Here is a 26,082-nt window from a genome sequence, read left to right as displayed (position 1 = left end):
CAGTATCTCCTGTACGTAAAAGATACAAGGTATAATTTATAAACGTGCCGATTATGTTTCACATCTCTTTCTATAAGTTTCCCACTCGGAAGCAGAACTTCAGAATGTGTGAATCTATTTTCTGAAAATATGAACCACCGTGCACCTACCGGCAAATGTTGCAGTTCATTCGGACGAATCGCGGTGCGACAGCGGGGCCGTTGTCGAGCGCGCGGATAACAGTCGATGAGAATCAGGTTCGTGCTCTCCGTTGGCGACATCGTTCCCGCTCGTTCGGTCCAGACTGAGCATGGTAACGAGACGCTGGAGGTCGGTGTCGGGACCGTTGGCTCGGAGCAGTTCGATAGCTCGCTCGATGTCCTCGACCTGTCGCTTTCGTCTTTCGTATCGTGCTTCGAGTTCCACCCGTGCCTCGTGAATCGCAGTTCGTCCCTCACGAATTGCCTCCTGCGATTCGCGGAGGACTGCAATCGTTTCGCGTACCGTCTCCACGACCATATCCGAATCGACGTGTTTCATCGAAGTAATCGTATTGGCTGGAAATGGAAACCAAACGTTCTTGCAACTGCGACGAACTGGCCGCGAACGTTTTGACTTTCCCGGCCGTCCATCCCTCGATGCCAGACTACGCAAACGACGTGCTCGTCTCGGCGGAATGGGTGGAAGACAACACGGAAGCGTTCCAAAGCGACGACTCTGACTACCGACTCGTGGAAGTGAACAGTCCAGAGTCGCCAGACAGCGACTTCCCGTCGCGCTACGACGAGGGACACATTCCCGGCGCAATCGGGATGCAGTGGGACGAAGACCTCTCGGACGAAACGGAGCGTGACATCCTCAAAAAGGAGGATTTCGAGCAGGTAGTGGGCGATGCCGGAATCAGCGAGGATTCGACCGTCGTCTTCTACGGCGACGGCTGGATTCCCAACTGGTTCGCGCTGTTCGCCTACTGGGAGTTCAAGTACTACGGCCACGAGGACGCCCGCGTTCTCAACGGCGGGAAAGATTACTGGGTCGAAAACGGCCACGAACTCACCGACGAGGAACCGGACTTCCCCGAAGTCGAATACCACGCCCGCGGCCCGTTCGAGGGGATTCGAGCCTACAAGGACGACGTGGACAAGGCACTCGAATCCGGACTGCCCCTCGTTGACGTTCGCTCACCCGAGGAATTTACAGGGGAAATCATCGCCCCCGAGGGACTGAACGAGACGGCCCAACGTGCGGGCCACATTCCCGGCGCAAGCAACATCCCGGTCGCGCAGGTGCTCGCGGACGACGGCCGATTCAAATCCGCCGAGGAACTGCGCGACCTCTATTCCGACCACGACGTTGATGGCGAGGAGTCGGTCATCGCCTACTGTCGGGTCGGGGAACGCTCCTCGATAGAGTGGTTCGCCCTGCACGAACTGCTCGGCTTCGACGACGTTCGGAACTACGACGGGTCGTGGACGGAGTGGGGCAATCTCGTTCGCGCGCCAATCGAGACGGGGGAAGAAGAGTAACGGACGAAAAATCGAAGGAGACGAGCGACACACCGAAGGGAGTCGCCAACGAACCGCCACTATCACCGATATTCACCAACTCGTCGCCGACTTGCACGGCCATCTGGAAGCGACTGCCTCCCTGCCGATAGCAACCAGACCGAGCCAGTATCTCGGGGAGGCGGAAGCGGTCGTCGGGGACGCGAGAAACGCGCCCGAATCAGTCGTGGAGAAGCGCGTTTCGCAGGCCGAGGAACTGCTCTCGCACGTCGAGGAGACTGGGAGTGACGAGGCAGACGAACACGTAGAGCAGGCGCGGGAATTGACGGACGAGATTTTATCAAAACTGGAATAGGCGGTTTGAATGGTGTGTGACAAAGATTAACACACCTCTGAGCGAGGGTCACTAGTGGGAAGGTGGTCGGTATGACCTTAGCAAGTGTTTCGCGGTACGACAGCAACCGGCTTTCGAAACGGGGTGGGAACGCAGTGGTAATCGGCGCGGGGATGGCAGGGCTGTTCGTGGCTCGTGTCCTCGCCGATACGTTCGATTCGGTCACGGTCATCGACCGTGATTCGCTCGTTGACGAACCGATTGCTCGCCGTGGCGTGCCGCAAGGCCAACAGCCCCATGCGCTGTTGGAGGCGGGGAAAGTCACGCTAGAGGACTTCTTTCCGGGATTCGGCGACGACATCGTTTCGTCCGGCGGCGTAGTGGTCGATTTCGCCAGCGACGTGAACTTCTACACAGAAGGGGACTTTTTGGCCGACGGACCGACCCGCAAGGAGACGTTCTCCGCGACGCGACCGCTTTTCGAGAGGTTAGTGCGACGGCGCGTTTCCGATTTCGACCGCGTCAGCATCCGTTCGAACTGCCAGTTCACCGACTATCTCTCGAACGCTGATGCGACAACTGTTGAAGGGGTGGTGTTCCGCAAAGACGGAGAAGAGAAGGAACTCCCCGCCGATTTGGTCGTCGATGCCACCGGACGGACGAGTCGGACGCCGGCGTGGTTAGCGGAACACGGATACACCCCACCGGAGGTGGAAGAAGCGCATATCGACTTGGCGTACAGCACCGCCTTCATCGAGCGACCTCCCGACGACCTTCGGACGTTCCTCGTGCCGCCGTCCGCTCCTCGAACCCGCGGCGGCATGGCCGCACCGGTCGAGGGAGACCGCTGGATAGTGAACATGAACGGTGTCCACGGTGATACTCCGCCGACCGAGTTCGCGGACTTTTCGGCGTTCGCGGAAAGCCTCCCGACTCCGGAGGTAAAACGGCTCCTCGACACGCATCCGCCCGTCTCGGAAACCGTCGAACGGTATCCGTTTCCGTCCAATAGACGGCACCGCTACGAAGCCCTCGACCGGTTTCCGGACGGCCTCCTCGTCGTTGGGGATGCAATCGCCAGCTACAATCCGGTGTACGCACAGGGCATGTCGGTAGCCGCACTCGAAGCCGTCCTGCTCCATCAGACGTTGGCGACCGATGGGCGCGAAGACCTCGCACTTCGATTTTTCGAACGCGCTGGACCGGTCATCGACGTTGCGTGGATGCTGGCGGTCGGCAGTGATTTTGGATTTCCGCAAACGACCGGGTCGAAACCCCGCGGCACTGCTGTCATGGGTCGGTATCTCTCCCGTTTGACCCGCAAGGCGCACGCCGACAGTACGCTCTCCGATGCGTTCAGCCGGGTGCTGATGATGGAAGACCCGCCGACCTCGTTGTTCCGACCGCGAATCGTGTGGCGAGTGCTCAAGCCGACCGGCTGAATCACTGCGTCGTTCGAGACGCAAAACTGGCTCAGTCACTCACTTCGAGGGTGAATCCCCAAGTGAATCGGTCGTCCATCCACGACGGGTTGAAAACGGATTCGAACCGATAGTTCCCAACCGGAATGCATCCCCTGCGGGATGGATCGTCCACGACCAGCAGCTGCTCACTCCACGATTCTTTCGGGGCGAGCGTCGGGCGGAGTCGGCCCTCCAACGTCCAATACAGTTCGTCCTGCGTTTTCCCGTCGGTTCCGACGCAGGGAGGTGCGTAGCTTTCCAGCGAATCCGCTTCGTATGCGGGGTTCGGCGCATTTTCCGAATAGAGCAGGATTCCGGGAACGCCGTTCTGGGAACTCGACCCTTTGTAGTACGGTGCGGAGAACTGCCGTTCTTTCCCGCTGGTGCTCGTGATCCGACTCCGGAGCACAGCGGACTGTTCCACGGTGATTTCGCTTTGCGCGACCTCGATACTGAATTCGGCACCGTAGGCGTCTGGCACGGAATCCACTCGCGTCACGGAGACGGTTCGGTCGTACTCCTCCGGCGGTACCGGTTCGGACGCGAACGGAGAGAGCGACTGGCCGAGGCACCCCGCGGAACCGGTGGCGACGAGCGCGCTGACGCCTGCGAGGAACGACCGACGTGTCGAGTTGGAGGACATGACGATAGCTCGTTCGTCGTGAGTGAAATGTTTTCTGTGCGGGTCGGAACGGAAACTGGACACAATCGGGCGAACCGAGAACTCGATTCGACAGCAAGGTCTGTCGCTTGGCGAGTCTTTAACCCCCCGCGCCACCCTTACCCACAGTTATGAGCAACAGCCGCGAGAAGGACGAAAGTCTACGAAGCCGGGAAGTTACGGAAGGGCCGGAACGAGCGCCCCATCGCGCGATGTTTCGCGCGATGGGATTCGACGACGACGACCTCTCCTCCCCGATGGTCGGGGTGGCGAACCCGGCCGCCGACATCACGCCTTGCAATGTCCACCTGGACGACGTGGCCGACTCCGCCATCGAGGGCGTCGATTCGGCGGGCGGGATGCCAATCGAGTTCGGCACCATCACCATCTCCGACGCGATTTCGATGGGTACGGAAGGGATGAAAGCCAGCCTCATCTCGCGCGAGGTCATCGCCGACAGCGTCGAACTCGTCGCGTTCGGCGAGCGCATGGACGCCCTCGTGACGGTGGCAGGATGTGACAAAAACCTCCCCGGGATGATGATGGCGGCGGTTCGAACCGACCTACCGTCCGTCTTTTTGTATGGGGGTTCCATCCTTCCCGGCGAACACGAAGGCCGAGAAGTCACGGTGCAGAACGTCTTCGAGGGCGTCGGCGCAGTGGCCCACGGCGACATGACCGAAGAGGAACTGGTCGAACTGGAACACGACGCCTGTCCCGGCGCGGGGTCGTGCGGCGGGATGTTCACCGCGAACACGATGGCCTCCATCAGCGAAACCATCGGACTGGCTCCGCTCGGCTCCGCCAGTCCGCCCGCCGAATCGGATGAACGGTACGAAGTCGCCGAGAGGGCCGGGGAACTCGTTTTGGACGCGGTGGAAAACGACAGAAAGCCATCCGACATCCTCTCCCGAAAATCGTTCGAGAACGCAATCGCGGTGCAGGTGGCGATGGGTGGTTCCACGAACGCGGTACTGCATCTGCTCGCGCTCGCCGCAGAGGCCGGAATCGACCTCGAAATCGAGGACTTCGACGAAATTTCGCGCCGGACGCCGAAAATCGTCAACCTCCAACCTGGCGGGTCGCGGGTGATGCAAGACTTACACGAAATCGGCGGCGTTCCGACTGTCCTCCGCCGACTACTCGATTCGGGCCATCTCCACGGCGATGCCATGACCGTGACGGGCCGAACCATCGAAGAGGAACTCGACCATCTGGGCGTCACAGACGATGTGGGGGCAGACGTGGACTTCATCCGCCCCGCGGACGACCCGTTCCACGAGGAAGGCGCAATCAAGATTCTGACCGGGAATCTCGCGCCGGACGGTGCAGTGTTGAAGGTGACCGGCGACGACACATTCCATCACACCGGCCCGGCCCGCGTCTTCGAGAACGAAGAGGACGCGATGCAGTACGTGCAGGAGGGCCACATCGAATCGGGCGACGTGCTCGCCATCCGCAACGAAGGCCCCCGGGGCGGTCCCGGAATGCGCGAAATGCTCGGCGTCACCGCGGCAGTCGTCGGACAGGGCCACGAGGACGACGTGGCGCTTCTGACTGATGGACGGTTTTCGGGTGCGACCCGCGGCCCGATGGTCGGCCACGTCGCGCCGGAGGCTCGCGACGGCGGCCCAATCGCGGTGCTCGAAGACGGCGACGAGATGACGGTCGACATTCCGAACCGACGGCTGGAAGTTGCGCTCTCGGACGAGGAACTGGCGAGGCGACTGGACGACTGGGAACCCGGCGAAGCGCCGTACTCCTCCGGCGTTCTCGCCAAGTACGGCGCGTCGTTCGGGTCGGCGGCGAACGGCGCGGTGACGAATCCGAGCGCGAAGCGGGACTGATACGCTCGACTGCGGAGCAGTCGGGCCGAAGAACCTCCAAGAGTGAGGAACGACAGACACGAAGTACGGAACGACGAGCACGGCGAGTCGTTCCAAACGACGGTCGGAGGTGACGACGGTTCTTGATTCGGATTTTGCCAGCAAAAGAGCACGCTTTGTGAACCAGTTCGGTCCACCCGCGCCCGAGATATTCCGGAAATTTGCACAAACTTCATTTATAAATAAAATGGTCCAAAATAGTCATGTTTTGAACCAGTATAAAACAGTTCAAAAGTATAGATTCCGAGCCGAAATTTCTACTTTGATGGTACTGAGGGGTTGGAATCGTTAGGAGGAGTTTGGTATCCTCACATCATCTAGCAAACATAAAATAGCAAACTTAAATTCCAACACATAGATTCCTTAACCCATTTTGAGAGGAACCGAAACTGTTTTTGGGAAGTTTCAGTGTACATTGTTAGAGTATGACGAATAGTACTGTACACGGAGCGTGGCAACGCTATCGGTCGGTTCCCATCATCTACCGAATCGCAACTGCGTTCGTCCTCGGCTCCATCGTCGGACTTGTCGTCGGCGAACCGGCGACGAACCTCCAACCGCTCGGCGACCTGTTCGTCCGACTGCTGAAGATGGTCATCATCCCCATCGTCGTCTTTACGCTCATCATGGCCGCCCGGAATCTCTCGCCGCAAAATCTCGGGAAGGTCGGTGGGCAAGTCATCTTGTTGTACCTCTTTACGACGATGATTGCTATCGGCATCGGACTCGTCGTGAGCAACGTCATCGACCCCGGTGTCGGTCTTCTGCTCGAAGACGCGATGGCAAAGAGCGCCGTGGAGACGAAGGAATCACCGGGCCTCGGACAGGTCTTCCTCAACATCGTTCCCGAAAATCCGTTCGGTGCGATGGCCGAGGGGCAAATCCTGAGCGTCATCTTCTTCGCGCTAGCGTTCGGTGTCGGCCTGACGTTCGTCCGTGACGAAGCGGAGGTTGGGTCGAGCGTCTACAACGGCGTCGAAACGATTTTCGATGCCGTCGAGGCGGGTGCCGAAGTGACCTTTAAAATCGTCTGGGGCGTCATGGAGTACGGCGTCATCGGCGTGTTCGCACTGATGGCCGCGCTGTTTGCCCAGACCGGTACGGAAGCTATCTTCTCGTTGTTCAAGCTCTTTGCGACGCTCGCCATCGCAATCGGCCTCCAGATTTCAGTCGTTTACCTGCTCATCATCGTCAGCGGACTGGTCGGCCAGTCCCCGGTTGCGTTCCTCCGCGGGGGCAAGGACGCGATGATGACGGCGCTGAGCATTCGCTCGTCCAGCGGGACGCTCCCCGTGACGATGTCCAACGCGGACGAGAACCTCAAAATCGACCAAGAGGTGTACAGCTTCTCGCTTCCGCTCGGTGCGACCATCAACATGGACGGAACGGCGATGTACCTCGGTATCGCCGCCATCTTCACCGCGAACGTCGTCGGCAGGTCGCTCACCATGGCGGAGCAGTTGAGCGTCCTCGTTACTGCACTCATCGCAAGCATCGGAACCGCTGGCGTTCCCGGCGCGAGCATCGTCATGATGACCGTCGTGTTCACGCAGGTCGGCCTTCCGATTCAGGCGATTGCCCTCGTCCTCGGCATCGACCCACTGCTCGACCGCATGCGGACGATGAACAACATCACGGGCGACCTCGCCGTGACCACTCTCGTGGCAAAGTGGAACGACGCCATCGACTTCTCGACCGGCGTTTGGGCCGGAGAGGGTGCTGACACGGGAGGCGTCAGAACGCCGACGACTGACGACTAACGAACATCAATTCGATTTCCTTTCAGTTATGACGCAGAAATCCACGAGCGATGCGACGGAAAGCGAACGAATCGTCGAGCAAGCGAAAAAGGTCATTCCCGGCGGTGCCCAAACCGGCCTCCGCGCACAGGCCTACGACACGGGTGAGATCGCCTTCGAGCGCGCCGAAGGTACGACGCTCACGACGGTCGATGGCGACGAATACACGGACTACCACCTCGGATTCGGCCCCATCATCCTCGGTCACGCTCACGATTCGGTGGACGACGCCGCCCGGAGAGCCATCGACGGCGGCGTCCTCTACGGCGCGGGAACAGCCCCGCTCGAAGTCGAGGTGGCCGAGCGACTGGTCGAACAACTCCCGAGCGTGGAGCAGGTCAACTTCTGCAACAGCGGGAGCGAGGCGACCTATCACGCGATTCGACTCGCCCGAGCGAAAACGGACAACGAGAAAATCCTCAAATTCGAGGGCTGTTACCACGGCTGGCACGATTACGTCGATATTAGCGTCTACCCACCGGAAGACGGTCTCGGCGAGCAGTACCCCGAATCCGAGGGAATGCTTTCGTCGGCGGTCGAAAATACACTGGTCGTTCCGTTCAACGATTCGGAAGCCGTCGAGGAGGTGTTCCGCGAACACGGCGACGACCTCGCGGGCGTCATCCTCGAACCGGTTCCGCACTCGGTCGGTTGTATTCTGCCTCGACAGGAGTTCCTACACACCCTCCGCGAACTGACCGAGGAGTCCGACGTGCCGCTCATCTTCGACGAGGTGATTTCCGGATTCAGACACTCGCCACAGGGTGCACAGGGCGAGTTCGGCGTCACCCCGGATTTGACCTGCGTGGCAAAAGCACTCGGAAACGGCTACCCTGTTGCGGCGGTCGGCGGGCGCGAAGACCTACTGTCGCAGGCGGGCGGCGACAACAAATCCGGCGTCGTCATCAGCGGCACCTACTCCGGCAATCTGCCGGGACTGGCCGCGGCGCGCGAGACGATTGATACCATCGTGGAAGAGGACGTTCAGGGCCACGTCACTGACCTCGGCGAGAAATACCGCGACGGACTTCGGGACCTGTTTTCCGACCACGGTATTTCGGGCCGCGTCGTCGGCCACCGGAGCATCTTCAGTCTCCAGTTCGGGGTGACGGACGAGCCGGAAAAGTACGAGGACATCCTCGGTCTGGACGAAGAGATGTTCCGCGACTTTGCCGCTGGAATGCGGGAACGTGGCCACTTCTTCACGCCGAATCCGTACAAGCGCCACCATCTTTCGTTTGCACACGGAGAGGAACATCTGGAAACCTATCTGGACGACGCGGACGACGTGCTTGCGAACCTCTGACCCGGTTCAGCAGGCTTAACCCTGCCCGTCCGCTACCAAATTCTCAATGGATTCTGCGATACGTATCAGGGACTTAGAGAAACAGTATGGGGACGTGCGGGCGCTGAAGGGCGTATCGCTCGACGTTCCCGAGGGTTCGTTTTTCGGCCTGCTCGGCCCGAACGGCGCGGGCAAGACGACGTTCATCAACATCCTCGTCGGATTGGTGAAAAAATCCGGCGGGACAGCGGCGGTGTTCGGTGCGGACGTGGAGGACGACTACCGCGAAGCACGCAACCGAATCGGCCTCGCACCGCAGGAGTTCAACGTAGACCGATTCTTCCCGATTCGGGAGGTGCTCGAACACAAAGCGGGGTATCACGGAATCCCGAAATCAGAGGCCAAGGAAAAAGCCGACGAAGTGCTGAAACGGGTCGGCATCTACGACAAGCGCGACACGCGATTCGACTGGCTTTCCGGCGGGATGAAGCGCCGATTCATGCTGGCGCGGGCGCTCATCACCGACCCGGATTTGCTCATTTTGGACGAACCGACCGCGGGCGTGGACGTGCAAATCCGCCACGAACTGTGGGACACGATTATCGAACTCAACGAGTCCGGAACCACGGTGCTACTCACGACGCACTACATCGAGGAGGCCGAACGACTCTGTGACGAGGTGGCGATTCTCGATTCGGGGCGAATCGTCGAAGTGGCGAGTCCTGACGAGTTGATGAACCGAGGTCCGGACAAAATCACGGTTACGCTCCGCAATCCGCCGGAGGAGGAACCGTACCTTTCCGCGGGCAGAGACAAGATTCAGTCGGTCGAACTCGACGGCGACAACCTCGTGATTACGGCACAGGAGGCCGGACTGCTCGCGCCGGAACTCGTCCGCGAACTCGACCGGAAAGGGTTCGACATCGACTACTTCGACATCTCCAGAACCTCGCTCGAAGAGGTGTTCGTGTCGATGACGCGAACCGAGGATGGAGAGACGGCCGAGGAAAACGCAGAAGAGACGATTTCGGCGGTCACTGACGGGGGACAGCAATGAGCAACGTCGGTTTGACAGGGTTCGTGACGCTCACGCGACGGGAAATCCTGCGATTTCTGCGAAGACCCAGAAACACATTTATTCCGCCGTTCGTGACGAACGTGCTGTATTTCGCCGTGTTCGGCGTCGTCCTCGGCGAGCGCGTCGGGACGATGCAGTTCGACGGGTTGACCGTGGAGTACATCACCTTCATCCTCCCCGGCCTCGTGGTGCTTGGCGCGATTTCTAACGCTTTCGAAAATTCGTCGTTTTCCATCTTCCACGGGCGCTGGAACCGATACATCGAGGAAACGCTGACCTCGCCGATGTCCTACTCGCGGATGGTCGCGGCCTACATCGTCTCCGGCGCGGTTCGCGGCCTGCTCGTCGGGACGCTCATCGCCGTCATCGGCACGTTCTTCACCAGCGTCGGCGTCGCAAAGCCGTTCTACCTCCTCGCTTTCGCGCTGGTCATCACGCTCCTATTTTCCAGCATCGGCGTGGTCGGCGGCCTCTGGGCCGAAGACTGGGACAACCTGACGATGATGAACCAGTTCCTCGTCCGCCCCCTCGTCTTCTTCGGCGGGGTCTTCTACACCGTCAACAGCCTTCCGCCGGGCATCTTCCGCGACATTACCCTCCTCAATCCGATGGTCTACATGGTCAATGGGATTCGGTACGGATTCCTCGGGGCATCGGAGGTCAACCCGAACCTCTCGTTGGCGGTGCTGTCGGGGCTGACCGTGGTGTTCATGCTGGTCGATGCGTACCTGTTCCGGCGTGGTTACGGATTGACTGACTGAGTTTTTCGGCGGAAAGCGCATTCTTTCAGTACAACTGCCAAATATTTGTGGTTTGAAATACAGTATTCGACCAAATGGTCTCCGAACTGGTTTCGTCATGGCTCCCGAACCGCCCGCCGACGTGGGTTGAGGTCGGAACGACTGTTCTCTGTTCCATCGGAATCGTGATGAATATCTTTCCGTCCGATTCTATTTCGTGGAACTGGGTAGTCGCCGGCTTCGTGCTGTTCGCAGTCACACTGGGCCCAGCCAGCAACTCGTCTTTCGGGAAACGAGTCGGCAGTTGGTTTCGCGGAATCGGCGTCGGCGGGCGTGTTCTCGTAATCGTCCTCTACGCAGTTGGCGTCTTGTGGGCATTGCTCACCTTCGACCTCCCAACCGCACGAATAACCAGTTTCATCGCGGGACTGTGGCTCGCCATCGTTCTCTTTCAACTCGCACACGTCGCGGACGCCGGAGAAATCGATGAATGGAAGGCGACGTAAAATCGGCCAGCCTCGTCAGTCCTGTCGCTCGCGCCACTCGCTCAGAGGCATCGGTTTCCCCTCCGGGTCAGGGTCGTCCGACAAATCAGCCAACAGTTCCAGCGAGTTGCCATCCGGGTCGGAAAAGTAGGCCGTCGCGCTCGGCATCCACGGGTGGACGATTGGCTCGTTGGGTTCGACGCCGAACGCGGCGCGCGGTTCGATGTCGCGTTCTTCGAGGAAAGGAAGCATTTCGCCAACTTCCTCCTCTGCAACTCGGAAGGCGAAATGGCCCTGCTCTGGGTCGTCTTTCTCCCACACCCCGAGCATTGAGCGTGGAGAACCAGTGAAGTAGAAGGCGATTCCGCGTTCTTCTTCGTAACGACCCAGTTCGAGGTCGAGGGTGTCGCCGTAAAATTCCATCGCCCGGTCGAGGTCCGCTACTTCGATGTGCGTTTCGTAGACGCCGTCGAGGAGGGTCATACGGTTCGTACTCGGAAGTGGCGGGTAGCGGTTTCGATTGACTGACCATTGGTCAATTTCATCATCTCTACTCGTGACAGAAAACATATGTCCAAAACCCGAAAATCGACACTTGTGGCAGATTTCGAGAAATTACTCCTCGGCCTCGCGTGCCTCGGCGTCGGCGCACTCGGTTATCGCTATTCGTACCACCTCTCACGGTTTAGCGAACAGTTGGATTCCATCGGAAGCACGACCGCGTGGGACGAAGTCGAACCCGCAGTCTGGAAGGAACTGATGACTCGAATCGCGTTCGTCTTCGTTGGCGTGTTCGGCCTGTTCTGGGTACTCTCCGGTCTATTCTAAATACCAACAGTCGAACGAGCAAAACGAGTCGTTACGATAATCGCGTCAGCACTGCCTCGGTGACCTCGGCAGTGCCGGCAGAGCCACCCAAATCGGGCGTTCGCGGGCCGTCTTCCAGCACCGATTCGATAGCACCGCGAACCGCCTGCCCCTCCTCGTCGTAGCCCAAATGCTCCAGCAGCATCGCGGCGGAGAACATCGTCGCGCAGGGGTTCGCCACGCCTTCGCCCGCGATGTCCGGGGCAGTGCCGTGAACCGGTTCGAACAGGGCGTTTTCCGGGCCGATGTTGGCCGAAGGAAGCAGGCCCAATCCGCCCACCAATCCGGCGGCGAGGTCGGAGAGCACGTCGCCAGCGAGGTTCGGACAGACGACGACGCCGTACTCCTCGGGGCGCAGACAGAGGTGGGTCGCCATCGCGTCCATCAGGACTTCGTCGTGGGGAACGCCGCGAACGTCGGCTACGCGGTCTACCGTGTCGCGGAAGAGGCCGTCCGTTTCCCGCATCACGTTGGCCTTGTGCGCGATGGTGAAACCGTCCTCGTCGCGCTCCTCGACGTACTCGCAGGCGAACTCCGCGAGTCGCTCCGAGGCGGATTCGGTGACGACGCGGGTCAGGGTCGCAACGTCGTTGGTCAGTCGCGATTCGTGCCCTGCGTAGACGCCCTCAGTGTTTTCGCGGAGAAACACGAGGTCGGTTTCGGGGCGCAGGGCGTCGGTTCCGGGATACGCTCGTGCAGGCCGAACGTTGACGAACGAATCCACGACCTGTCGAAGCGGGAGGATGACATCCGCCGCCGTTTCCCCTGCCGCGCCAAACAGAGTCGCATCCGAGTCGGCCACGAGTTCGCGGGTTGCGTCAGGAAGCGCGGTTCCGGTTTCTTCTTTTACCGCATCGCCCGCCTCCGCTTCCACGAACTCGAAGTCCGGGCCGACTGCTTCCAAAATTCGCTGGGTTGCCGGAACGACTTCCTGTCCGATTCCGTCGCCGGGAACGACTGCGATTTGCTCGGTCATGGTTCAACGTAGGGCAGGCTTTCCGCGGTCTTCTCGATTGCCTTCTCGTTCGATTTCATCAGTGCAGTGGTGTCCCAAATCCCTTCCACGAGGGCTTTCTTCTGGGCGTCGTCCACGTTCGCCTCGATTTTTCGTCCGTCGTAGCGAATCGTTTCGCTCGCCACGTCAACTTCGATTTCGGCGTCGGGATTCGATTCGACGAACGCTTGCAGTTCGTTCGCCGTTTCGGAATCGACCGTCACGGTCGGAATCCCCAATGCGAGGCAGTTGCCAGCGAAAATTTCTGCGAAGCTCTCGCCGACGATGGCGTCGATACCCCAGCGAGCGAGCGCCTGCGGCGCGTGCTCGCGCGAGGAGCCACAGCCGAAGTTTGCGTTAACGACCAGCACCGAGGCGTCTCGGTGCTGGTCGTGGTTGAACGGGTGGTCTTTCTGTTCGTCTTCGTCCGTAAATCGCTGGTCGAAGAAGGAAAACTGCCCCAATCCGTCGAAAGTGACGACCTTCATGAACCGCGCCGGGATGATTTGGTCCGTGTCGATGTCGTTGCCGCGAACCGCAACGCCGGTTCCGGATTTTGATTGTATTTCATCGCTCATGCTTTCGCCACCTCCTGCATCTCTCGCACGTCGGTCACTTCGCCGTGAACCGCGGCGGCGGCGACCATTTCCGGACTCATGAGGACGGTGCGTCCCTCCGGACTGCCCTGCCGTCCGACGAAGTTCCGGTTCGAGGAGGATGCACAGACTTCGTCGCCATCCAACTGGTCGTCGTTCATGCCGAGACACATCGAACACCCGGCGTTTCGCCAGTCGAAACCAGCCTCGCGGAAAACCTCGTCCAAGCCTTCGCGCTCTGCGGCCGCCTTCACTCGCTGGCTTCCGGGGACGACCATCGCGCGAACGTCGTCGTGGACTTCGCGGCCTTCCACGATGTTCGCGGCCTGCCGCAAATCCGGCAATCGGGCGTTCGTACAGGAACCGAGGAACGCCACGTCGATTTCGTACCCTGCCATCGTCTCGCCGGGTTCGACTCGCATGTGTTCTTGCGCCTGTCGGGCCGTCTCGCGCTTCGCTTCCGGCAGTTCGTCTGGTTCCGGAATCGGTTCCGTGATGCCGACTCCCTGTCCGGGCGTCGTTCCCCACGTCACCATCGGTTCCAGTTCGTCGCCGTCGATTTCGACCACGTCGTCGTATTTTGCGTCCTCGTCCGACCGAATCGACTCCCAGTAGGTTTTCAGTCGCTCGAATTTATCGGGGTCGTCGCGGAAGGCGTCCGTCTCGCGCAGGTACTCGAACGTCGTCTCGTCCGGATTCACGTATCCAGCGCGGGCACCGCCCTCGATGGACATGTTGCAGATGCTCATTCGGCCCTCCATACCCATGTTTTCGATGGCCTCGCCCGCGTACTCGTAAACGTAGCCGACGCCGCCGTCGGTGCCGAGTCGGCGGATGATTTCCAAAATTACGTCCTTCGCGGAAACGCCCGCGCCGAGTTCGCCCGTGACGCGAATCTGACGCACGTCCTGTTTTTCCATCGCCACGGTGCCGGTGGCCAGCACGTCCCGAATCTGGCTCGTTCCGATACCGAATGCAAGCGCGCCGAACGCGCCGTGAGTCGCGGTGTGACTGTCGCCACAGACGATTGTCATGCCGGGTTGGGTTAGACCCTGTTCCGGCCCGATGACGTGGACGATGCCTTGGTCGCCCGAGTCGGGATGCGAGAAGTCGATGCCCGCCTCCTGAACGTTTTCTTCCAGTTCGGCCATCATCTCCTCCGCGGAGTCGTCGCCGTAGGGTCGGGACTGGTCTGCGGTCGGAACGATGTGGTCAACCGTCGCGTGGGTTCGGTCGGGGTAGGCGACTTCCATATCTCGCTCCTGCAACATCCCGAAGGCTTGCGGACTCGTCACCTCGTGGATGAGGTGCAGGCCGACGAACAACTGGGTCTGTCCAGTCGGCAAGTCGGTAACGCGGTGTCTGTCCCACACCGAATCGTACAGTGTCCCCTCGCTCATCGATCCTCATCCTGTTTTTCGTACCCGCGTTCGAATACGCTGTCCGCGTCACCCGCACCCTTCGGCGGAGTGTGTTCCACGTCGGACATGGTCTCCGATTCGTTCTCGTCGTCTTCATCGGCGTCGGTAGCCTCCTGCGAGTCGTCAGATTCCGCTACTTTCCCGCCGTCCGTCGCAACCGGCCCGCGGTTGAACACCCGCGTCATTGCACCTTGGTCGGCGTATGGGTGGACGTGGCTCACGTTCGCCATGGATTTCGGGTTCTCCGTTCGCCGTTTCGAGTCGCGCGGCGACTCGTTAGTCATCTGCTGGCACCTCCTCTCGCTCTTTTTCCTTCGCTTCCTCTTCTTCGGCATCAGCCCACGCGAACAGCTCCCGCAGTTCCGCGCCGACTTCCTCGATTTCGTGACTCTTCTCGGCCTGTCGTTTCTGGCGGTAGCCCGGTCGTCCGGCCTGATTCTCCAGAATCCACTCGCGGGCGAACTCGCCGTTTTGCACCTCTTCTAACACCTGCTCCATCTGCTCGCGGGCGTGGTCATCCACGACGACCTCGCCGCGAGTCAGACCGCCGTACTCGGCGGTGTCGGAGACGGAATCCCACATCTCGCCGAGGCCGCCCTCGTAGAGCAGGTCGACGATGAGCTTCATCTCGTTCAGGCATTCGAAGTAGGCCATTTCGGGCGAGTAGCCCGCGTCCACGAGCGTCTCGTACCCCATCTTGATGAGTTCCGTGACGCCGCCGCAGAGCACTGCCTGCTCGCCGAACAGGTCGGTTTCCGTCTCCTCTTGGAAGCTGGTTTCGACCACGCCAGCGCGGGTACAGCCGATTGCCTTCGCGTATGCCAGCCCCTCGGCTTTCGCCTCGCCGCTGGCGTCCTGATAGACCGCGAGCAATCCGGGCGTCCCCTCGTCCGCTTGGTAGTTCCGCCGGACGAGATGGCCCGGCGACTTGGGCGCGACCATCGTCACGTCCACGTCCTCCGGCGGTTCGATTTGGCCGTAGTGGATGTTGAACCCGTGTGCGAACTGGAGTGTGTCGCCCGCATCCAGTTCGGATTCGATGTTGTCGTACACCGCTGGCTGAACCGTGTCCGGCACCAGCACCGAGACGACATCGGCTTGGCTCGCGGCCTCCTTTGGCGTTGCAGTCCGCAACCCGTCGGCTTCCGCCGCCTTCCGCGAGGACGACGATTCTCGGAGGCCGACCACCACGTCTACCCCGCTTTCCGAGAGGTTCTGTGCGTGGGCGTGGCCCTGACTGCCGTAGCCGAGGACGGCAACCGTCTTGTTCGCGAGCTGTGCGTCGTCCGCGTCGTCGTCGTAGTATATCGTGGTATCGTTCGTCATTGTTGAAATCCTTAAGTATCGTCGTTGCTGTCGGTTTCTGTCGTTTCGGGGTACTGCTCGTCGGTCGGTTCGGTGGAGTGTCCCGGTTCCTCGCCGGGCGTCGTCGGCGTGTCGCCGCGGGCCAGCGCAGTCTGTCCGGTTCGCGCGATTTCGATGATGCCGAACTGTCGGAAGGCGTCGATTGCATCGTCGATTTTCCGCTGGTCGCCGGTAATCTGTACCGTGATGGTTCGCGGCCCGGCGTCCAGCGTTTGGCCCTCGTACATCTCCGTGATGGCGTGGACTTTGTCGGGTTCGTCGCCCCGAACTTTCAGCAAGACGAGTTCGGCCCGAACCGCGTTGTCGTCCAACTCGCCAACCTGAATCACGGTCGGCAGTTTGGCCAACTGCTTTCGCGCCTGTTCGATGCCGTGGTCGGTTTCCTCCACGACGAGCGTGATTCGCGCGTGGCCGTCAACCGTCGTTCTGCCGACCGTCAGGCTCTCGATGTTGAACTGCCGCCGGGAGAACAAGCCCGACACCTGCGAGAGGACGCCGGGTTCGTGTTCCACCAGCGCGGAAACAACGGCGGTTCGGCGGTCAGGTTCCGCCTCCGCGTCGGGGTCGATTCGGACACCCTGTGCGTTCCGTCGGCCCTCGGGGTGCGGTCGTTCGTCCGGTGCAGGGCCGGGCATTCCCGCCGAGGGAATCGAAGCGGACTGTTCGTCGGCCGAATCTTCGCCGCTCATAGTTGCTCCTCCGACAGGGCGAATTTCCCGTTGGCTCCGCCGCTCGCGACCATCGGATAGACGTTCTCGCCGGGGTCGATGTGGAAGTCCACGACGGACGGGCCGTCGTACGCCAGCGCGGCCTCGACCGTGTCGGCCACCTCATCGGGGTCGTCAACCGTGAATCCCCTTGCGCCGAAGGCTTCGGCGAGGGTACCGAAGTCGGGACACCAGTCGTACTCCGAGGCGACCCGGTTGCCGTCGAAGAAGGCGTCCTGCCACTGGCGAACCATGCCGATGTAGCGGTTGTTCAGGACGGCCACGGTGATGTCCATATTTTCGCGGACAGCAACCGAGAGTTCCTGCACCGTCATCAGGAACGACCCGTCGCCCTCGAAACAGACGATTTGCTGGTCGTCCTCGGCGGCCATTCGCGCGCCGATTGCGGCGGGCAGGCCGTAGCCCATCGTCCCGAGTCCGTGGGAGGACACCCACGTCCGGGGTTCGGTGAACGTCCAGAACTGCACCGCCCACATCTGGTGTTGACCGACACCGGTCGTGACGATGGTGTCGTCCGCGGTTGCGGCGTCGAACGCCTCAACGACGAACTGGGGTTTGACCGGCCCATCTTCGGGCGCGTGGTAGGTCATCGGGTATTCGTCCTGCCAGTCCGCGACCTGCTCGCGCCATTGATTCGCGTCGGGAGGCGATTCCATCTCCGCGCCGATTGCGGAGAGTGCGGTTCCGGCGTCTCCGACGACCGGAACCTCGGCGTAGACGTTCTTCGAAATTTCGGCCGGGTCGATGTCGATGTGGACGACGGTTGCCTCCGGCGCGAACGAATCGACGCCGCCGGTCAATCGGTCGTCGAAGCGACACCCGACCGCGAGGAGAGTGTCGCAGTGCGTGACGGCCATGTTCGCGGGGCCGGTTCCGTGCATGCCGACCATGCCGACTGACTGCTCGTGGTCTTCCGGAAACGCGCCCACGGCGGGCATCGACGTTGCCACCGGGATGTCGTGTTCGGTGGCGAACGCCCGCAGTTCCGGGCTTGCATCGCCCTTGATGACGCCGCCACCGGCCAGAATCAGCGGTCGGTCGGCGGCTTCCAGCGTCCGGGCCGCCTCCGCAACTGCGTCGGCGTCCGGTTCTTCCTGTGGATTGTAGTGTTTTGGCGTCTCGGACGTGGACTCCTGCACGTCTGTCTCGGCCAGCGTCACGTCCTTCGGCAAGTCCACGAGGGTCGGCCCGGGACGACCCTCGCTGGCCAGAGCGAACGCTTCGCCCACCGTGTCGCCGACGGTGTCCGTCTCGCCCGCGAAGTAGTTCGCCTTCGTGACGGGTGCCGTGACGCCGGTCGTGTCCGTCTCTTGAAAGGCGTCGTTACCAACGAAAGTCGTCGGCACCTGTCCCGTCAGGGCGACGACCGGGTCGGAATCCATGTCCGCGTCGGCTAGTCCCGTGACGAGGTTCGTCGCGCCCGGCCCGGACGTGGCCAGACAGACGCCTGGGGTTCCGGCGACGATGCCATAGGCGTCGGCGGCGTGGGCCGCGGCCTGCTCGTGCGCCATCGTGACGTGACGCAACTCGGATTTGCCCAGCGCGTCGTACACCGGCATGATTGCGCCGCCCTGAACGCCGAACAGGGTTTCCACGCCCGCGGATTCGAGTGCGTTGACGACTGCACTCGCGCCCGTTCGTGGTTCGGTGGAGTCGTCGGTGTCGGCCGATTCGACTGAATCGGCCGACCGCTGACGCGTCCCGGATTCTTCCGCGTTCGATTCGACTTCTCGGGTCGGTTCGTCGTCCGATTCCTCGGATTCGGAGACGGTGCGAACTGCATTTTCGCTCACGAAACCGTCACCTCGATTCGTGAGTCTGTTCTCGGCCGATGCTTCCTCTGTGGCGGTCGATACCGCTTTGCTGTCGGTTGTGTTTCTGACATTGGTTTACGCGTACACTCGGAACTGTTGGATGGCGATTCAGGGTTCGGGGGAGAGAATAGTGTAGGGGTACCTAGACCCCTACAATAATGAGTGCGCGCTCGACAGCCGCGGCGCTCGACTCCGACGAATCGAGGGCCATGTGTGACTGTCGCATCTGTGTTTGCACTCTTGGTTTGGCCATGGGAATAGGCTTTACGTGTCAGGCAACGTTTGCCCCTTGGTATTGTCACGCACGATTTTCCGAATCGCCGTCGCTGAACGGTGGTAGAACGAACGCGAGAAGGCATGGCTACGCTCCCGCCTCCTCACGAGAATCGACGCCCAGTTCGCGGGCGAACCGCCGCACATCACTCACCGTGACGCGCTCCTTTTCGGCACCTCGGTCTTTCACTCGGCGAGTGATTTGCCGGACTTCGGTTTCGGTCGGCGTGAATCCGGCCTGTTTGAGGTGTTTCCGTACCGCGTGCGTCCCGGTGTGTTTGCCGAGGACGAACTCCCGGCGCGCGCCGACCATTTCCGGTTTCATCACGCCGGTTTCGAACGTATCGCTGTTTTCGATGACGCCCGCGGCGTGAATTCCGCTTTCGTGAGCGAAGGCGTTCGCGCCCACGACGGGTTTGTTGACGGGTACCGGTACTTCGCTGTACTCCGCGACCATTTCGGAAATCTCGGCGATTTCGGTTGTGTCGATGCCGGTATCGACGCCGTAGACGCCTTCGGCGGCCATCACGACCTCCTCGAAGGCGGCGTTTCCGGCGCGCTCGCCGATGCCGTTGACGCTGACCTGCACTTGGTCTGCGCCCGCTTCCAACCCGGCCATCGCGTTCGCGGTGGCCATGCCGAAATCGTCGTGGGTGTGCACGTCGATTCTGGCGTCGGTGTGCTCGCGGATTCGCGCCACGAGGTCGGCGAATCGGGCGGGCGTCCCCACGCCGCAGGTGTCGGGGACGTTGATCCATTCGACGCCCGCGTCGGTGACTGCCTCCACGATTTCGTCCATGTACTCCGGGTCGGTTCGCGTCGCGTCCATCGGCGAGAACATCGGACTCACGCCCGCCTCGGCGACTCGCTCGACGGCTTTCACGGCGCGCTCTTTCACCTCTTCCCGCGTCGCGTGCATCGAATCCTCGATTTGCACGTCGCTGGTCGAAGCGAAGATGTGAACCATTTCCGCGCCGGTATCTATTGCAGTTTCCACGTCGCCGTCCACGATTCGGGCCAGCGCGCAGGTCGTCGCCCGCGTCGATTCCGCGATGTCGCGGACGGCCTCGAACTCGGCGTCCCCGTTGGCCGGGAATCCCGCCTCGATGACGTGGGTTCCCATCTCGTCCAACGCGGCCGCGATTTCGCGCTTCTCGTCCGGCGTGAACGAGGTGCGTGGCGTCTGCTCGCCGTCGCGGAGCGTCGTGTCGAAGATTCGAACGTTTTCAATCTCGTCGGTGTGGGCTAACGTGCCCTCGAAGAACTCGACCCCCCCTCTCGGAGGTGCTGTCGTTTTCAGACATTGTACTCGATTGGAGTGGCGACCTCATATTTAAGCGTTGCCGTCAGACAGGTCGTTTCAGACGGAAATAATATGTAGTAGAACAGCTCTGTAGCGGAATCGCAACCCATCGACACAGTGGTGTGTGATTATACTCATTAAGGATTCGAAGGGATTTCGTCCAACCACCGGCGGAGCGTTCCGGTTCTGAAAAATTAGTAATTTAGAACAGATTCTCAGCCAATAACTGAAATACTGCAGTGTATTAATTTTTTTGTAGTAGTCTAGGCAATAATTATTAGTTAGATAACATCAATTTATTTGTTGTACATATTTGCATCAACTATGCAGATATAGTACGAAACTAGGAAAAGACAATATGACGAACGAAAGAAGAAAACATATCGACGCGATTTTTCTGTCGCTTCTGATGATACTGTCGGTAATCGGTACCGGCGCTGTCGGGTTCGCAGGAGCCACGGCGGAACAGAACGCGACATCGGTCGGAAGTGTAGCAGAACAGACAAGACAAAACGTCCCCGACGCGACGATCGACCCCGCGTTGGAGGGAGCGGAGGGAACCGTACAGGTTCTCGTGCTCTTCGAACAAACGTCAGTCGCTCCGGAGATGGACGACGAGACGGCGATACGACTCCTCAAGGAGCACGCCGCCGAGACGAGAGAACGACCCGTCTCGCAACTCGAATCCAGAGAGGCTGTCGAAGTACAGAACAAATTCTGGTTGGTGAACGCCGTCTCGGTCACCGTCAACACCGAAGCAGTTGACATCAACGAACTGGCCACAATCGACGGCGTGAAATCCATCGTCAAGAGTCGGGAGTACACGGTTCCCGAACCCCAACCGTCCGCCGACTCCGACGTGACCCCGGACGACGCGACGTATGGATTAGATCAGATTCGCGCACCGCAAGTCTGGAACGAACTCGGAACCAGGGGCGAGGGTGCGAAAATCGCCGTCCTCGATACCGGCGTCGATATTGAACACCCGGATATAGAACTGTACACCGAAGACCCGTCCGACCCGACGTACCCCGGCGGGTGGGCGGAGTTCGATGACAGCGGGAACATCGTTCCCGGCTCGGAGCCGCGGGACAGCCACTACCACGGAACGCACACGAGCGCAACCGCGATGGGCGGTGCCAGCAGTGGCACCGCCATCGGCGTCGCACCCGAAGCGGACTTGATTCACGGGATGGTCATTCCCGGAGGTAGCGGTTCGACCGAGGGCGTCATCGGCGGCGTCCAGTGGGCCGTCGAGGAGGACGCCGACGTGGCGAGTCTCAGCCTCGGCGCTGGCTGTGGCCTGTTCGGTCCCGTCTACAACGACGCGTGGATTCCGGTAATCGAAAACTCCCGGTCGCTCGGAACGACGTTCGTCAGTTCCTCGGGCAACTCCGGGGAAGGCTGTGTCGGGTCCCCCGGCAACGACTTCAACTCGCTGTCCATCGGTGCGTCCGACAGCAACCGAGATATCGCGGACTTCTCCAGCGGACAGGAAATCGACAAAAGCAACTGGGAGAACCCACCGGAAGACTGGCCAGACACGTTCGTCAAACCCGACGTTTCGGCCCCCGGCGTTGACGTGCTGAGCGCCGAACCGGGCGGAAGCTATCAGGAACTATCGGGAACGTCGATGGCCGCCCCGCACGTCGCGGGGACGGTCGCCCTGATGCGGTCGGCTAATCCCGACGCCAGTGTCGAGGAAATCGAAACTGCGCTCGAAGCCTCGGCCGAAAAGCCCGACGATTGGGATGCACCCGAGGACGAAAAGGACACTCGGTACGGGAAAGGTATCATCGACGCCTACGCGGCGGTCGATGAGATGATATTCGTCCCCGAATCCGAGTTGGGCGACGTGAACGAGAACGGCGCGGTTACGGTGCAGGACGTACAACTCACCCAGCAGTACCTCGCGGGGAACGACCCGGCGAACTTCAACCCGAACCTCGCGGATATGAACCGCGACGGCGAAGTCACGTACACGGACTTGAACCTGCTACAGCAGAAAGTGCAAGGAACGCTCGAAGAAGGTGAAATCGACGTTTCGAACCTCAGCGCACCCGACGAAGCCGAGCAGGGTGAGACGATCAACATCACCGCCGATCTCGAAAACCTCGGTGAGGAAGGCGCACTCGAAGAAATCGAACTGCACATCGCGCAGAACGAAAGCGACCTCGGGGATGGCGAACCGGCCGCGACGACGCCGGTCGATATGGCCCCCGAAGGCATCGACGACCCGGTTGACCGACCGCACGAATCGACGGTGACGTTCCAAGTCGATACGTCGGAACTACCCGGCGGAACCGTCCACTACGGCGTGTTCTCGGAGTCCGATTCGGAAACCGGTCAGATGACAATTCTCGGTTCGTTCTTCGACGTTTCGAACCTGAACGCATCGGACGAAGTCGAGCAGGGCGAAACGCTCTCCGTGAGCGCGGACGTGACGAACACGGGTAATCAGCAAGACACCCAAACCGTCGAATACCGCTTCGATGACCTCGAAACGCCGGTGTTGACGGAGAACGTGACGCTCGACGCCGGTGAATCCACCACGGTGGAGTTCGACGCGGACACGAGCGACATCGACAACGGAACCTACGAACACGGCGTCTTCACCGAAGACGATTCGGAAACTGCGAACGTCACCGTGCTCGAAGCGTTCTTCGACGTCAGCATCACCGATGCGCCCGCCGAGGCCAGCGCCGGTGAAACGGTCAACGTCACTGCGGAAGTCGAAAATACCGGTAATGCGACCGACGAGCAGACCGTCGAGTACGAAACGATGCCGCGCAACGTCGACGTGGCAGTAGTTGACGTGTCGGACAACGAACACGGCGACAACATCGCCAGCACGCTCGAAGAACACCTCGACACCGACATCTACAACGTCGATGTCGTGACGGCAGACGAGCTGCCGGGCGCGATGGACGAGTACGACACGTTCGTCGTCCAGCGATTCGGTAGCGACCAAGTCGCCTCGGACTTCCTCGACGAACTGGACGCCGACCAAAGCGCAGTCTACCTCGATTCGTACCAAGGAGCCTCGTCGTACGCATACGCCGACGGCGTGTATCGACTCCACAACGTCCGCGGCGACCCTGTCGAACGGGATGCCAGCAGCGATTCGTCGCCTCCAGTGACCATCGACATTCAGGAGAACCACCCTGTCTTCACCGGCGTCGGTGAAGTCGGCGATTCCGTCGAAGTGTTTACCGGGAGCACTATCTGGGGTAGCTGGTTCGACGATTACAGCGGCACCATCTTGGCTGACGCCGACTACGGTTCGGGCAGTGCAGGCCCTGCTGTGGCAGTCAACGACGATAAAAACGAAGTGCTCCTGTCGGCCGTCGGGCGCGACTACTTCACCGAGGAGGACGAGTTCACCGAAGACGGTGACCTGCTCCTCGCGAACTCGGTCGCCTACCTCAGCGGTTTCGGCTCTGCCGCCGACGGCACGGCGCGCGCACGGGACGAGACGACCGCGAACGTCACGCTCGCGCCGGGCGAGAGCGAAACCGTCGAGTTCACCCACACCCTCGACGACGAGATAGACCCCTCGATAGACTGGCTCCACGTCGTGTCGAGCGAGGACGACAGCGACCAATCGCCCCTCGACATCACTATCGACCGCGGCAACCTAACCGGAACCGTCACTGACAGCGCCACCGGCGAACCCGTCGAAGACGCAACCGTCTCGGTCGATGTGGCAGTCGATGACGGGAACTACACCGCCGTGACCGACGAGAACGGCGAGTACCGAATCGACGGCGTTCCGTCGGGAACGCACGAGGTTTCGATGTCGGCGGAGGGGTACGACGACGTGACCGAGAACGTCACGATTCCGGTGGACGACACCGCTACGCTGAACGTCGAACTCGACCCCACGCCGGGAACCATCAGCGGAACGGTCACCGCATCGGACACGGGTGAAGGCGTCGCAAACGTCACCGTCGCCGCCGAAGACGACGACGGAAACATCCACGAAACGACGACGGACGAGAACGGAAGCTACTCGCTCACCGTCACGGCGGGCACGTACGTCGTGAACGTCGCCGAAACGCCGGACGACTACCGCCCGGACGAAATCGTCACGGTCGCACCCGGCGAGACGGTAGACGACGTTGACTTCACCGTCGAACCGCGCGAGGGCGTCATCGAAGGCTACGTCACCAACGCGGCGGGCATCCCCGTCGAAGGTGCGAACGTCATCGACGCCGACCAAGGCGCCTTCAACGTGACGACCGACGAAAACGGCTACTATCGCATCGAAAACCTCGACCGCGGTACCTACGCGCTCCGCACGACACACGACCGCTACCCGGACTCGGACATCACGTTCACCGAAGTCGCGGCGAACGGAACGACGACGCAGAACTTGACGCTCGGAACGTTCTTCGAAGTCTCGAACTTGAGCGCACCGAGTGAAGCCGAACAGGGCGAAGAAATCACCGTTTCCGCGACGGTCACGAACGTCGGCGAGCAGGAGGACACTCGAACGGTGTTTTACTTCCCGCCGGGCACCGACTTCGGTAGTTCGGTGTTGCTCGAATCGCAATCGGAACTCAGCGAGCAGGTGACGCTCGACGGCGGCGAGAGCGCAACCGTCGAATTTAGCTACGCCATCGGTTCCGACAGAGCGGTCGGCGACTACGAACACGGCGTCTCCGCCGACGAAGTCGTCTCGACGACTATCAGCGTTACCGAAAACGAATCGTCCGACGAAGCGAACTTCGAAGTGACGGAACTCGACGCACCGTCTGAGGCCGACGCTGGCGAGCAAGTGACCGTCAGCGCAACCGTCGAGAACACCGGCACCGCTGCCGGAACGCAGTCCATCGACTACCTGTTCGACGGCGCGGTCGAGAACGCGTCCGAACGGACGCTCGACCCCGGCGCGAACGCGACGGTCGAGTTTACCGCGACGATGCCGAGCGAAGTCGGTTCGTACCAACACGGAGTGACGACGGACGACGACCAGCGGTTGGCGAACGTCTCCGTCGTCGAGAGCGAACCCGACCCGGCGTACTTCCAAGTGTCGGACGTGAACGGCCCCCAAGAAGCAAAACAGGGCGATGAGATAACAGTGTTCGCTACGCTGACCAACACCGGCGACGAAACCGCAACGCAGACGGTTTGGCTCTTCTTCATGGCCGCTTCGGACACTGTCGAACCGGATTACGGCGCGCTCGGCGCGCCGGAGATGATGGAGCAGTACGTTCCACAAAGCTCCCGGCAGGTGACCCTCGACGGCGGCGAGAGCACGACGGTCGAGTTCAGCTACGCCATCGACGAATCGACGGAACCCGGCGAGTACGAGTTCGCCGTCTCCAGTCTCCAAGAAACCAAAGCGGGGTCGATTACCGTTCTCGCGTCGGGCAACCAGACAGTCTCGCATCCGGACGTTCCCGTCGAAATGCCCGCCTTGACGGGTGAACACGGTCAGTTCGAGGTGGTCGCATAGGGCGGCTACCGACCTCGGACTGATTCCCCCGAACTGATTCGAGAC

At 60.9% G+C, this 26,082-nt stretch carries 22 protein-coding genes; 11 read left to right on the top strand and 11 right to left on the bottom strand.

Annotation, left to right across the window (positions count from 1 at the left end; genetic code table 11):
- Window positions 1-165: 165 nt before the first annotated feature.
- Window positions 166-519 carry a hypothetical protein gene (locus BW974_RS03315; protein WP_076427946.1) on the bottom strand — a complete coding sequence of 118 codons (354 nt, stop codon included), beginning with the start codon at window positions 517-519 and terminating at the stop codon, window positions 166-168.
- 98 nt (window positions 520-617) lie between these two features.
- Here BW974_RS03315 and BW974_RS03310 point away from each other — a divergent pair, with 98 nt between their 5' ends.
- The 3 genes from BW974_RS03310 to BW974_RS03300 all read left to right on the top strand — a co-directional run bounded on the left by BW974_RS03310 (window position 618) and on the right by BW974_RS03300 (window position 3,260).
- Complete coding sequence (locus BW974_RS03310; RefSeq protein ID WP_076430220.1) at window positions 618-1,505, top strand: sulfurtransferase; 888 nt, start codon at window positions 618-620, stop codon at window positions 1,503-1,505.
- Window positions 1,506-1,596: 91 nt separating this feature from the next.
- Entirely contained in the window at window positions 1,597-1,839 is a 243-nt protein-coding gene (locus tag BW974_RS03305; RefSeq protein ID WP_245799886.1) for a DUF8152 family protein, read from the top strand.
- 71 nt (window positions 1,840-1,910) lie between these two features.
- Window positions 1,911-3,260 (top strand): FAD-dependent oxidoreductase, encoded by a 1,350-nt coding sequence (locus BW974_RS03300; RefSeq protein ID WP_076430219.1) that lies wholly within the window; start codon window positions 1,911-1,913, stop codon window positions 3,258-3,260.
- 31 nt (window positions 3,261-3,291) lie between these two features.
- Here BW974_RS03300 and BW974_RS03295 read toward each other — a convergent pair whose 3' ends face one another.
- Window positions 3,292-3,924, bottom strand: a complete 633-nt coding sequence (locus BW974_RS03295; RefSeq protein WP_076427942.1) for a hypothetical protein — start codon at window positions 3,922-3,924, stop codon at window positions 3,292-3,294.
- A gap of 149 nt (window positions 3,925-4,073) precedes the next feature.
- Here BW974_RS03295 and ilvD point away from each other — a divergent pair, with 149 nt between their 5' ends.
- From ilvD to BW974_RS03265, 6 genes are all read left to right on the top strand, one after another.
- The gene (gene ilvD / locus BW974_RS03290) at window positions 4,074-5,789 is read left to right on the top strand and encodes a dihydroxy-acid dehydratase (RefSeq protein WP_076427940.1); all 1,716 of its coding nucleotides are present in this window, start codon (window positions 4,074-4,076) and stop codon (window positions 5,787-5,789) included.
- 464 nt (window positions 5,790-6,253) lie between these two features.
- The gene (locus BW974_RS03285) at window positions 6,254-7,588 is read left to right on the top strand and encodes a dicarboxylate/amino acid:cation symporter (RefSeq protein WP_076427938.1); all 1,335 of its coding nucleotides are present in this window, start codon (window positions 6,254-6,256) and stop codon (window positions 7,586-7,588) included.
- A gap of 28 nt (window positions 7,589-7,616) precedes the next feature.
- On the top strand, window positions 7,617-8,933 hold the full coding sequence (locus BW974_RS03280; RefSeq protein WP_076427937.1) for an aspartate aminotransferase family protein: 1,317 nt from the start codon (window positions 7,617-7,619) through the stop codon (window positions 8,931-8,933).
- A gap of 46 nt (window positions 8,934-8,979) precedes the next feature.
- On the top strand, window positions 8,980-9,969 hold the full coding sequence (locus tag BW974_RS03275) for an ABC transporter ATP-binding protein (RefSeq protein ID WP_076427935.1): 990 nt from the start codon (window positions 8,980-8,982) through the stop codon (window positions 9,967-9,969).
- Window positions 9,966-10,751, top strand: a complete 786-nt coding sequence (locus BW974_RS03270) for an ABC transporter permease (RefSeq protein WP_076427934.1) — start codon at window positions 9,966-9,968, stop codon at window positions 10,749-10,751. The genes BW974_RS03275 and BW974_RS03270 overlap by 4 nt, the downstream gene beginning before the upstream one ends.
- A gap of 74 nt (window positions 10,752-10,825) precedes the next feature.
- Entirely contained in the window at window positions 10,826-11,236 is a 411-nt protein-coding gene (locus tag BW974_RS03265; protein WP_076427932.1) for a hypothetical protein, read from the top strand.
- A 15-nt stretch (window positions 11,237-11,251) separates the two neighbouring features.
- Here BW974_RS03265 and BW974_RS03260 read toward each other — a convergent pair whose 3' ends face one another.
- Entirely contained in the window at window positions 11,252-11,698 is a 447-nt protein-coding gene (locus BW974_RS03260) for a VOC family protein (protein ID WP_076430218.1), read from the bottom strand.
- Between the two features lie 114 nt (window positions 11,699-11,812).
- On the opposite strand from BW974_RS03260, the gene BW974_RS03255 reads away from it, so the two are divergent.
- Window positions 11,813-12,043, top strand: a complete 231-nt coding sequence (locus BW974_RS03255) for a DUF6199 family natural product biosynthesis protein (protein ID WP_139328810.1) — start codon at window positions 11,813-11,815, stop codon at window positions 12,041-12,043.
- Window positions 12,044-12,074: 31 nt separating this feature from the next.
- Here the strand turns inward: BW974_RS03255 and BW974_RS03250 are convergent, their stop codons facing one another.
- From BW974_RS03250 to BW974_RS03215, 8 genes are all read right to left on the bottom strand, one after another.
- Entirely contained in the window at window positions 12,075-13,058 is a 984-nt protein-coding gene (locus tag BW974_RS03250; RefSeq protein ID WP_076427928.1) for an isocitrate/isopropylmalate dehydrogenase family protein, read from the bottom strand.
- Window positions 13,055-13,654: a 3-isopropylmalate dehydratase small subunit gene (leuD, locus tag BW974_RS03245; RefSeq protein WP_076427926.1), complete on the bottom strand. Its 600-nt coding sequence runs from the start codon at window positions 13,652-13,654 to the stop codon at window positions 13,055-13,057. The genes BW974_RS03250 and leuD overlap by 4 nt, the downstream gene beginning before the upstream one ends.
- Complete coding sequence (gene leuC, locus BW974_RS03240; RefSeq protein ID WP_076427924.1) at window positions 13,651-15,072, bottom strand: 3-isopropylmalate dehydratase large subunit; 1,422 nt, start codon at window positions 15,070-15,072, stop codon at window positions 13,651-13,653. Before leuC ends, leuD begins: the two co-directional genes overlap by 4 nt.
- Complete coding sequence (locus tag BW974_RS03235) at window positions 15,069-15,377, bottom strand: DUF7989 family protein (protein WP_076427922.1); 309 nt, start codon at window positions 15,375-15,377, stop codon at window positions 15,069-15,071. Before BW974_RS03235 ends, leuC begins: the two co-directional genes overlap by 4 nt.
- Window positions 15,370-16,419 carry a ketol-acid reductoisomerase gene (gene ilvC, locus BW974_RS03230; protein ID WP_076427920.1) on the bottom strand — a complete coding sequence of 350 codons (1,050 nt, stop codon included), beginning with the start codon at window positions 16,417-16,419 and terminating at the stop codon, window positions 15,370-15,372. The genes BW974_RS03235 and ilvC overlap by 8 nt, the downstream gene beginning before the upstream one ends.
- An 11-nt stretch (window positions 16,420-16,430) precedes the next feature.
- Window positions 16,431-17,147: an acetolactate synthase small subunit gene (gene ilvN, locus BW974_RS03225; RefSeq protein WP_076427918.1), complete on the bottom strand. Its 717-nt coding sequence runs from the start codon at window positions 17,145-17,147 to the stop codon at window positions 16,431-16,433.
- Window positions 17,144-18,979: a biosynthetic-type acetolactate synthase large subunit gene (gene ilvB / locus BW974_RS03220; RefSeq protein WP_076427916.1), complete on the bottom strand. Its 1,836-nt coding sequence runs from the start codon at window positions 18,977-18,979 to the stop codon at window positions 17,144-17,146. Before ilvB ends, ilvN begins: the two co-directional genes overlap by 4 nt.
- A gap of 382 nt (window positions 18,980-19,361) precedes the next feature.
- A complete protein-coding gene (locus BW974_RS03215) occupies window positions 19,362-20,573 on the bottom strand; it encodes a LeuA family protein (RefSeq protein ID WP_175609671.1) in 1,212 nt (403 codons plus the stop codon).
- Between the two features lie 361 nt (window positions 20,574-20,934).
- Between BW974_RS03215 and BW974_RS03210 the strand changes: the two genes are divergently transcribed.
- Window positions 20,935-26,037: a S8 family serine peptidase gene (locus BW974_RS03210; RefSeq protein ID WP_076427912.1), complete on the top strand. Its 5,103-nt coding sequence runs from the start codon at window positions 20,935-20,937 to the stop codon at window positions 26,035-26,037.
- Window positions 26,038-26,082: the final 45 nt, after the last annotated feature.

Origin of the sequence: Haladaptatus litoreus, from assembly GCF_900156425.1 — an archaeon.
Lineage (GTDB): Archaea > Halobacteriota > Halobacteria > Halobacteriales > Haladaptataceae > Haladaptatus > Haladaptatus litoreus.
The sequence above is the reverse complement of the archived record's forward strand: the minus strand, read 5'-3'. Positions and strand labels throughout refer to the sequence as shown.

Excerpts from the sequence above, each read along its gene's own strand:
- BW974_RS03315 (WP_076427946.1), bottom strand. The coding sequence starts at position 519 with ATGAAACACGTCGATTCGGATATGGTCGTGGAGACGGTACGCGAAACG.
- BW974_RS03310 (WP_076430220.1), top strand. The coding sequence starts at position 618 with ATGCCAGACTACGCAAACGACGTGCTCGTCTCGGCGGAATGGGTGGAA.
- BW974_RS03300 (WP_076430219.1), top strand. The coding sequence starts at position 1,911 with ATGACCTTAGCAAGTGTTTCGCGGTACGACAGCAACCGGCTTTCGAAA.
- BW974_RS03295 (WP_076427942.1), bottom strand. The coding sequence starts at position 3,924 with ATGTCCTCCAACTCGACACGTCGGTCGTTCCTCGCAGGCGTCAGCGCG.
- ilvD (WP_076427940.1), top strand. The coding sequence starts at position 4,074 with ATGAGCAACAGCCGCGAGAAGGACGAAAGTCTACGAAGCCGGGAAGTT.
- BW974_RS03285 (WP_076427938.1), top strand. The coding sequence starts at position 6,254 with ATGACGAATAGTACTGTACACGGAGCGTGGCAACGCTATCGGTCGGTT.
- BW974_RS03280 (WP_076427937.1), top strand. The coding sequence starts at position 7,617 with ATGACGCAGAAATCCACGAGCGATGCGACGGAAAGCGAACGAATCGTC.
- BW974_RS03275 (WP_076427935.1), top strand. The coding sequence starts at position 8,980 with ATGGATTCTGCGATACGTATCAGGGACTTAGAGAAACAGTATGGGGAC.
- BW974_RS03270 (WP_076427934.1), top strand. The coding sequence starts at position 9,966 with ATGAGCAACGTCGGTTTGACAGGGTTCGTGACGCTCACGCGACGGGAA.
- BW974_RS03265 (WP_076427932.1), top strand. The coding sequence starts at position 10,826 with ATGGTCTCCGAACTGGTTTCGTCATGGCTCCCGAACCGCCCGCCGACG.
- BW974_RS03260 (WP_076430218.1), bottom strand. The coding sequence starts at position 11,698 with ATGACCCTCCTCGACGGCGTCTACGAAACGCACATCGAAGTAGCGGAC.
- BW974_RS03250 (WP_076427928.1), bottom strand. The coding sequence starts at position 13,058 with ATGACCGAGCAAATCGCAGTCGTTCCCGGCGACGGAATCGGACAGGAA.
- leuD (WP_076427926.1), bottom strand. The coding sequence starts at position 13,654 with ATGAGCGATGAAATACAATCAAAATCCGGAACCGGCGTTGCGGTTCGC.
- leuC (WP_076427924.1), bottom strand. The coding sequence starts at position 15,072 with ATGAGCGAGGGGACACTGTACGATTCGGTGTGGGACAGACACCGCGTT.
- BW974_RS03235 (WP_076427922.1), bottom strand. The coding sequence starts at position 15,377 with ATGACTAACGAGTCGCCGCGCGACTCGAAACGGCGAACGGAGAACCCG.
- ilvC (WP_076427920.1), bottom strand. The coding sequence starts at position 16,419 with ATGACGAACGATACCACGATATACTACGACGACGACGCGGACGACGCA.
- ilvN (WP_076427918.1), bottom strand. The coding sequence starts at position 17,147 with ATGAGCGGCGAAGATTCGGCCGACGAACAGTCCGCTTCGATTCCCTCG.
- BW974_RS03210 (WP_076427912.1), top strand. The coding sequence starts at position 20,935 with ATGACGAACGAAAGAAGAAAACATATCGACGCGATTTTTCTGTCGCTT.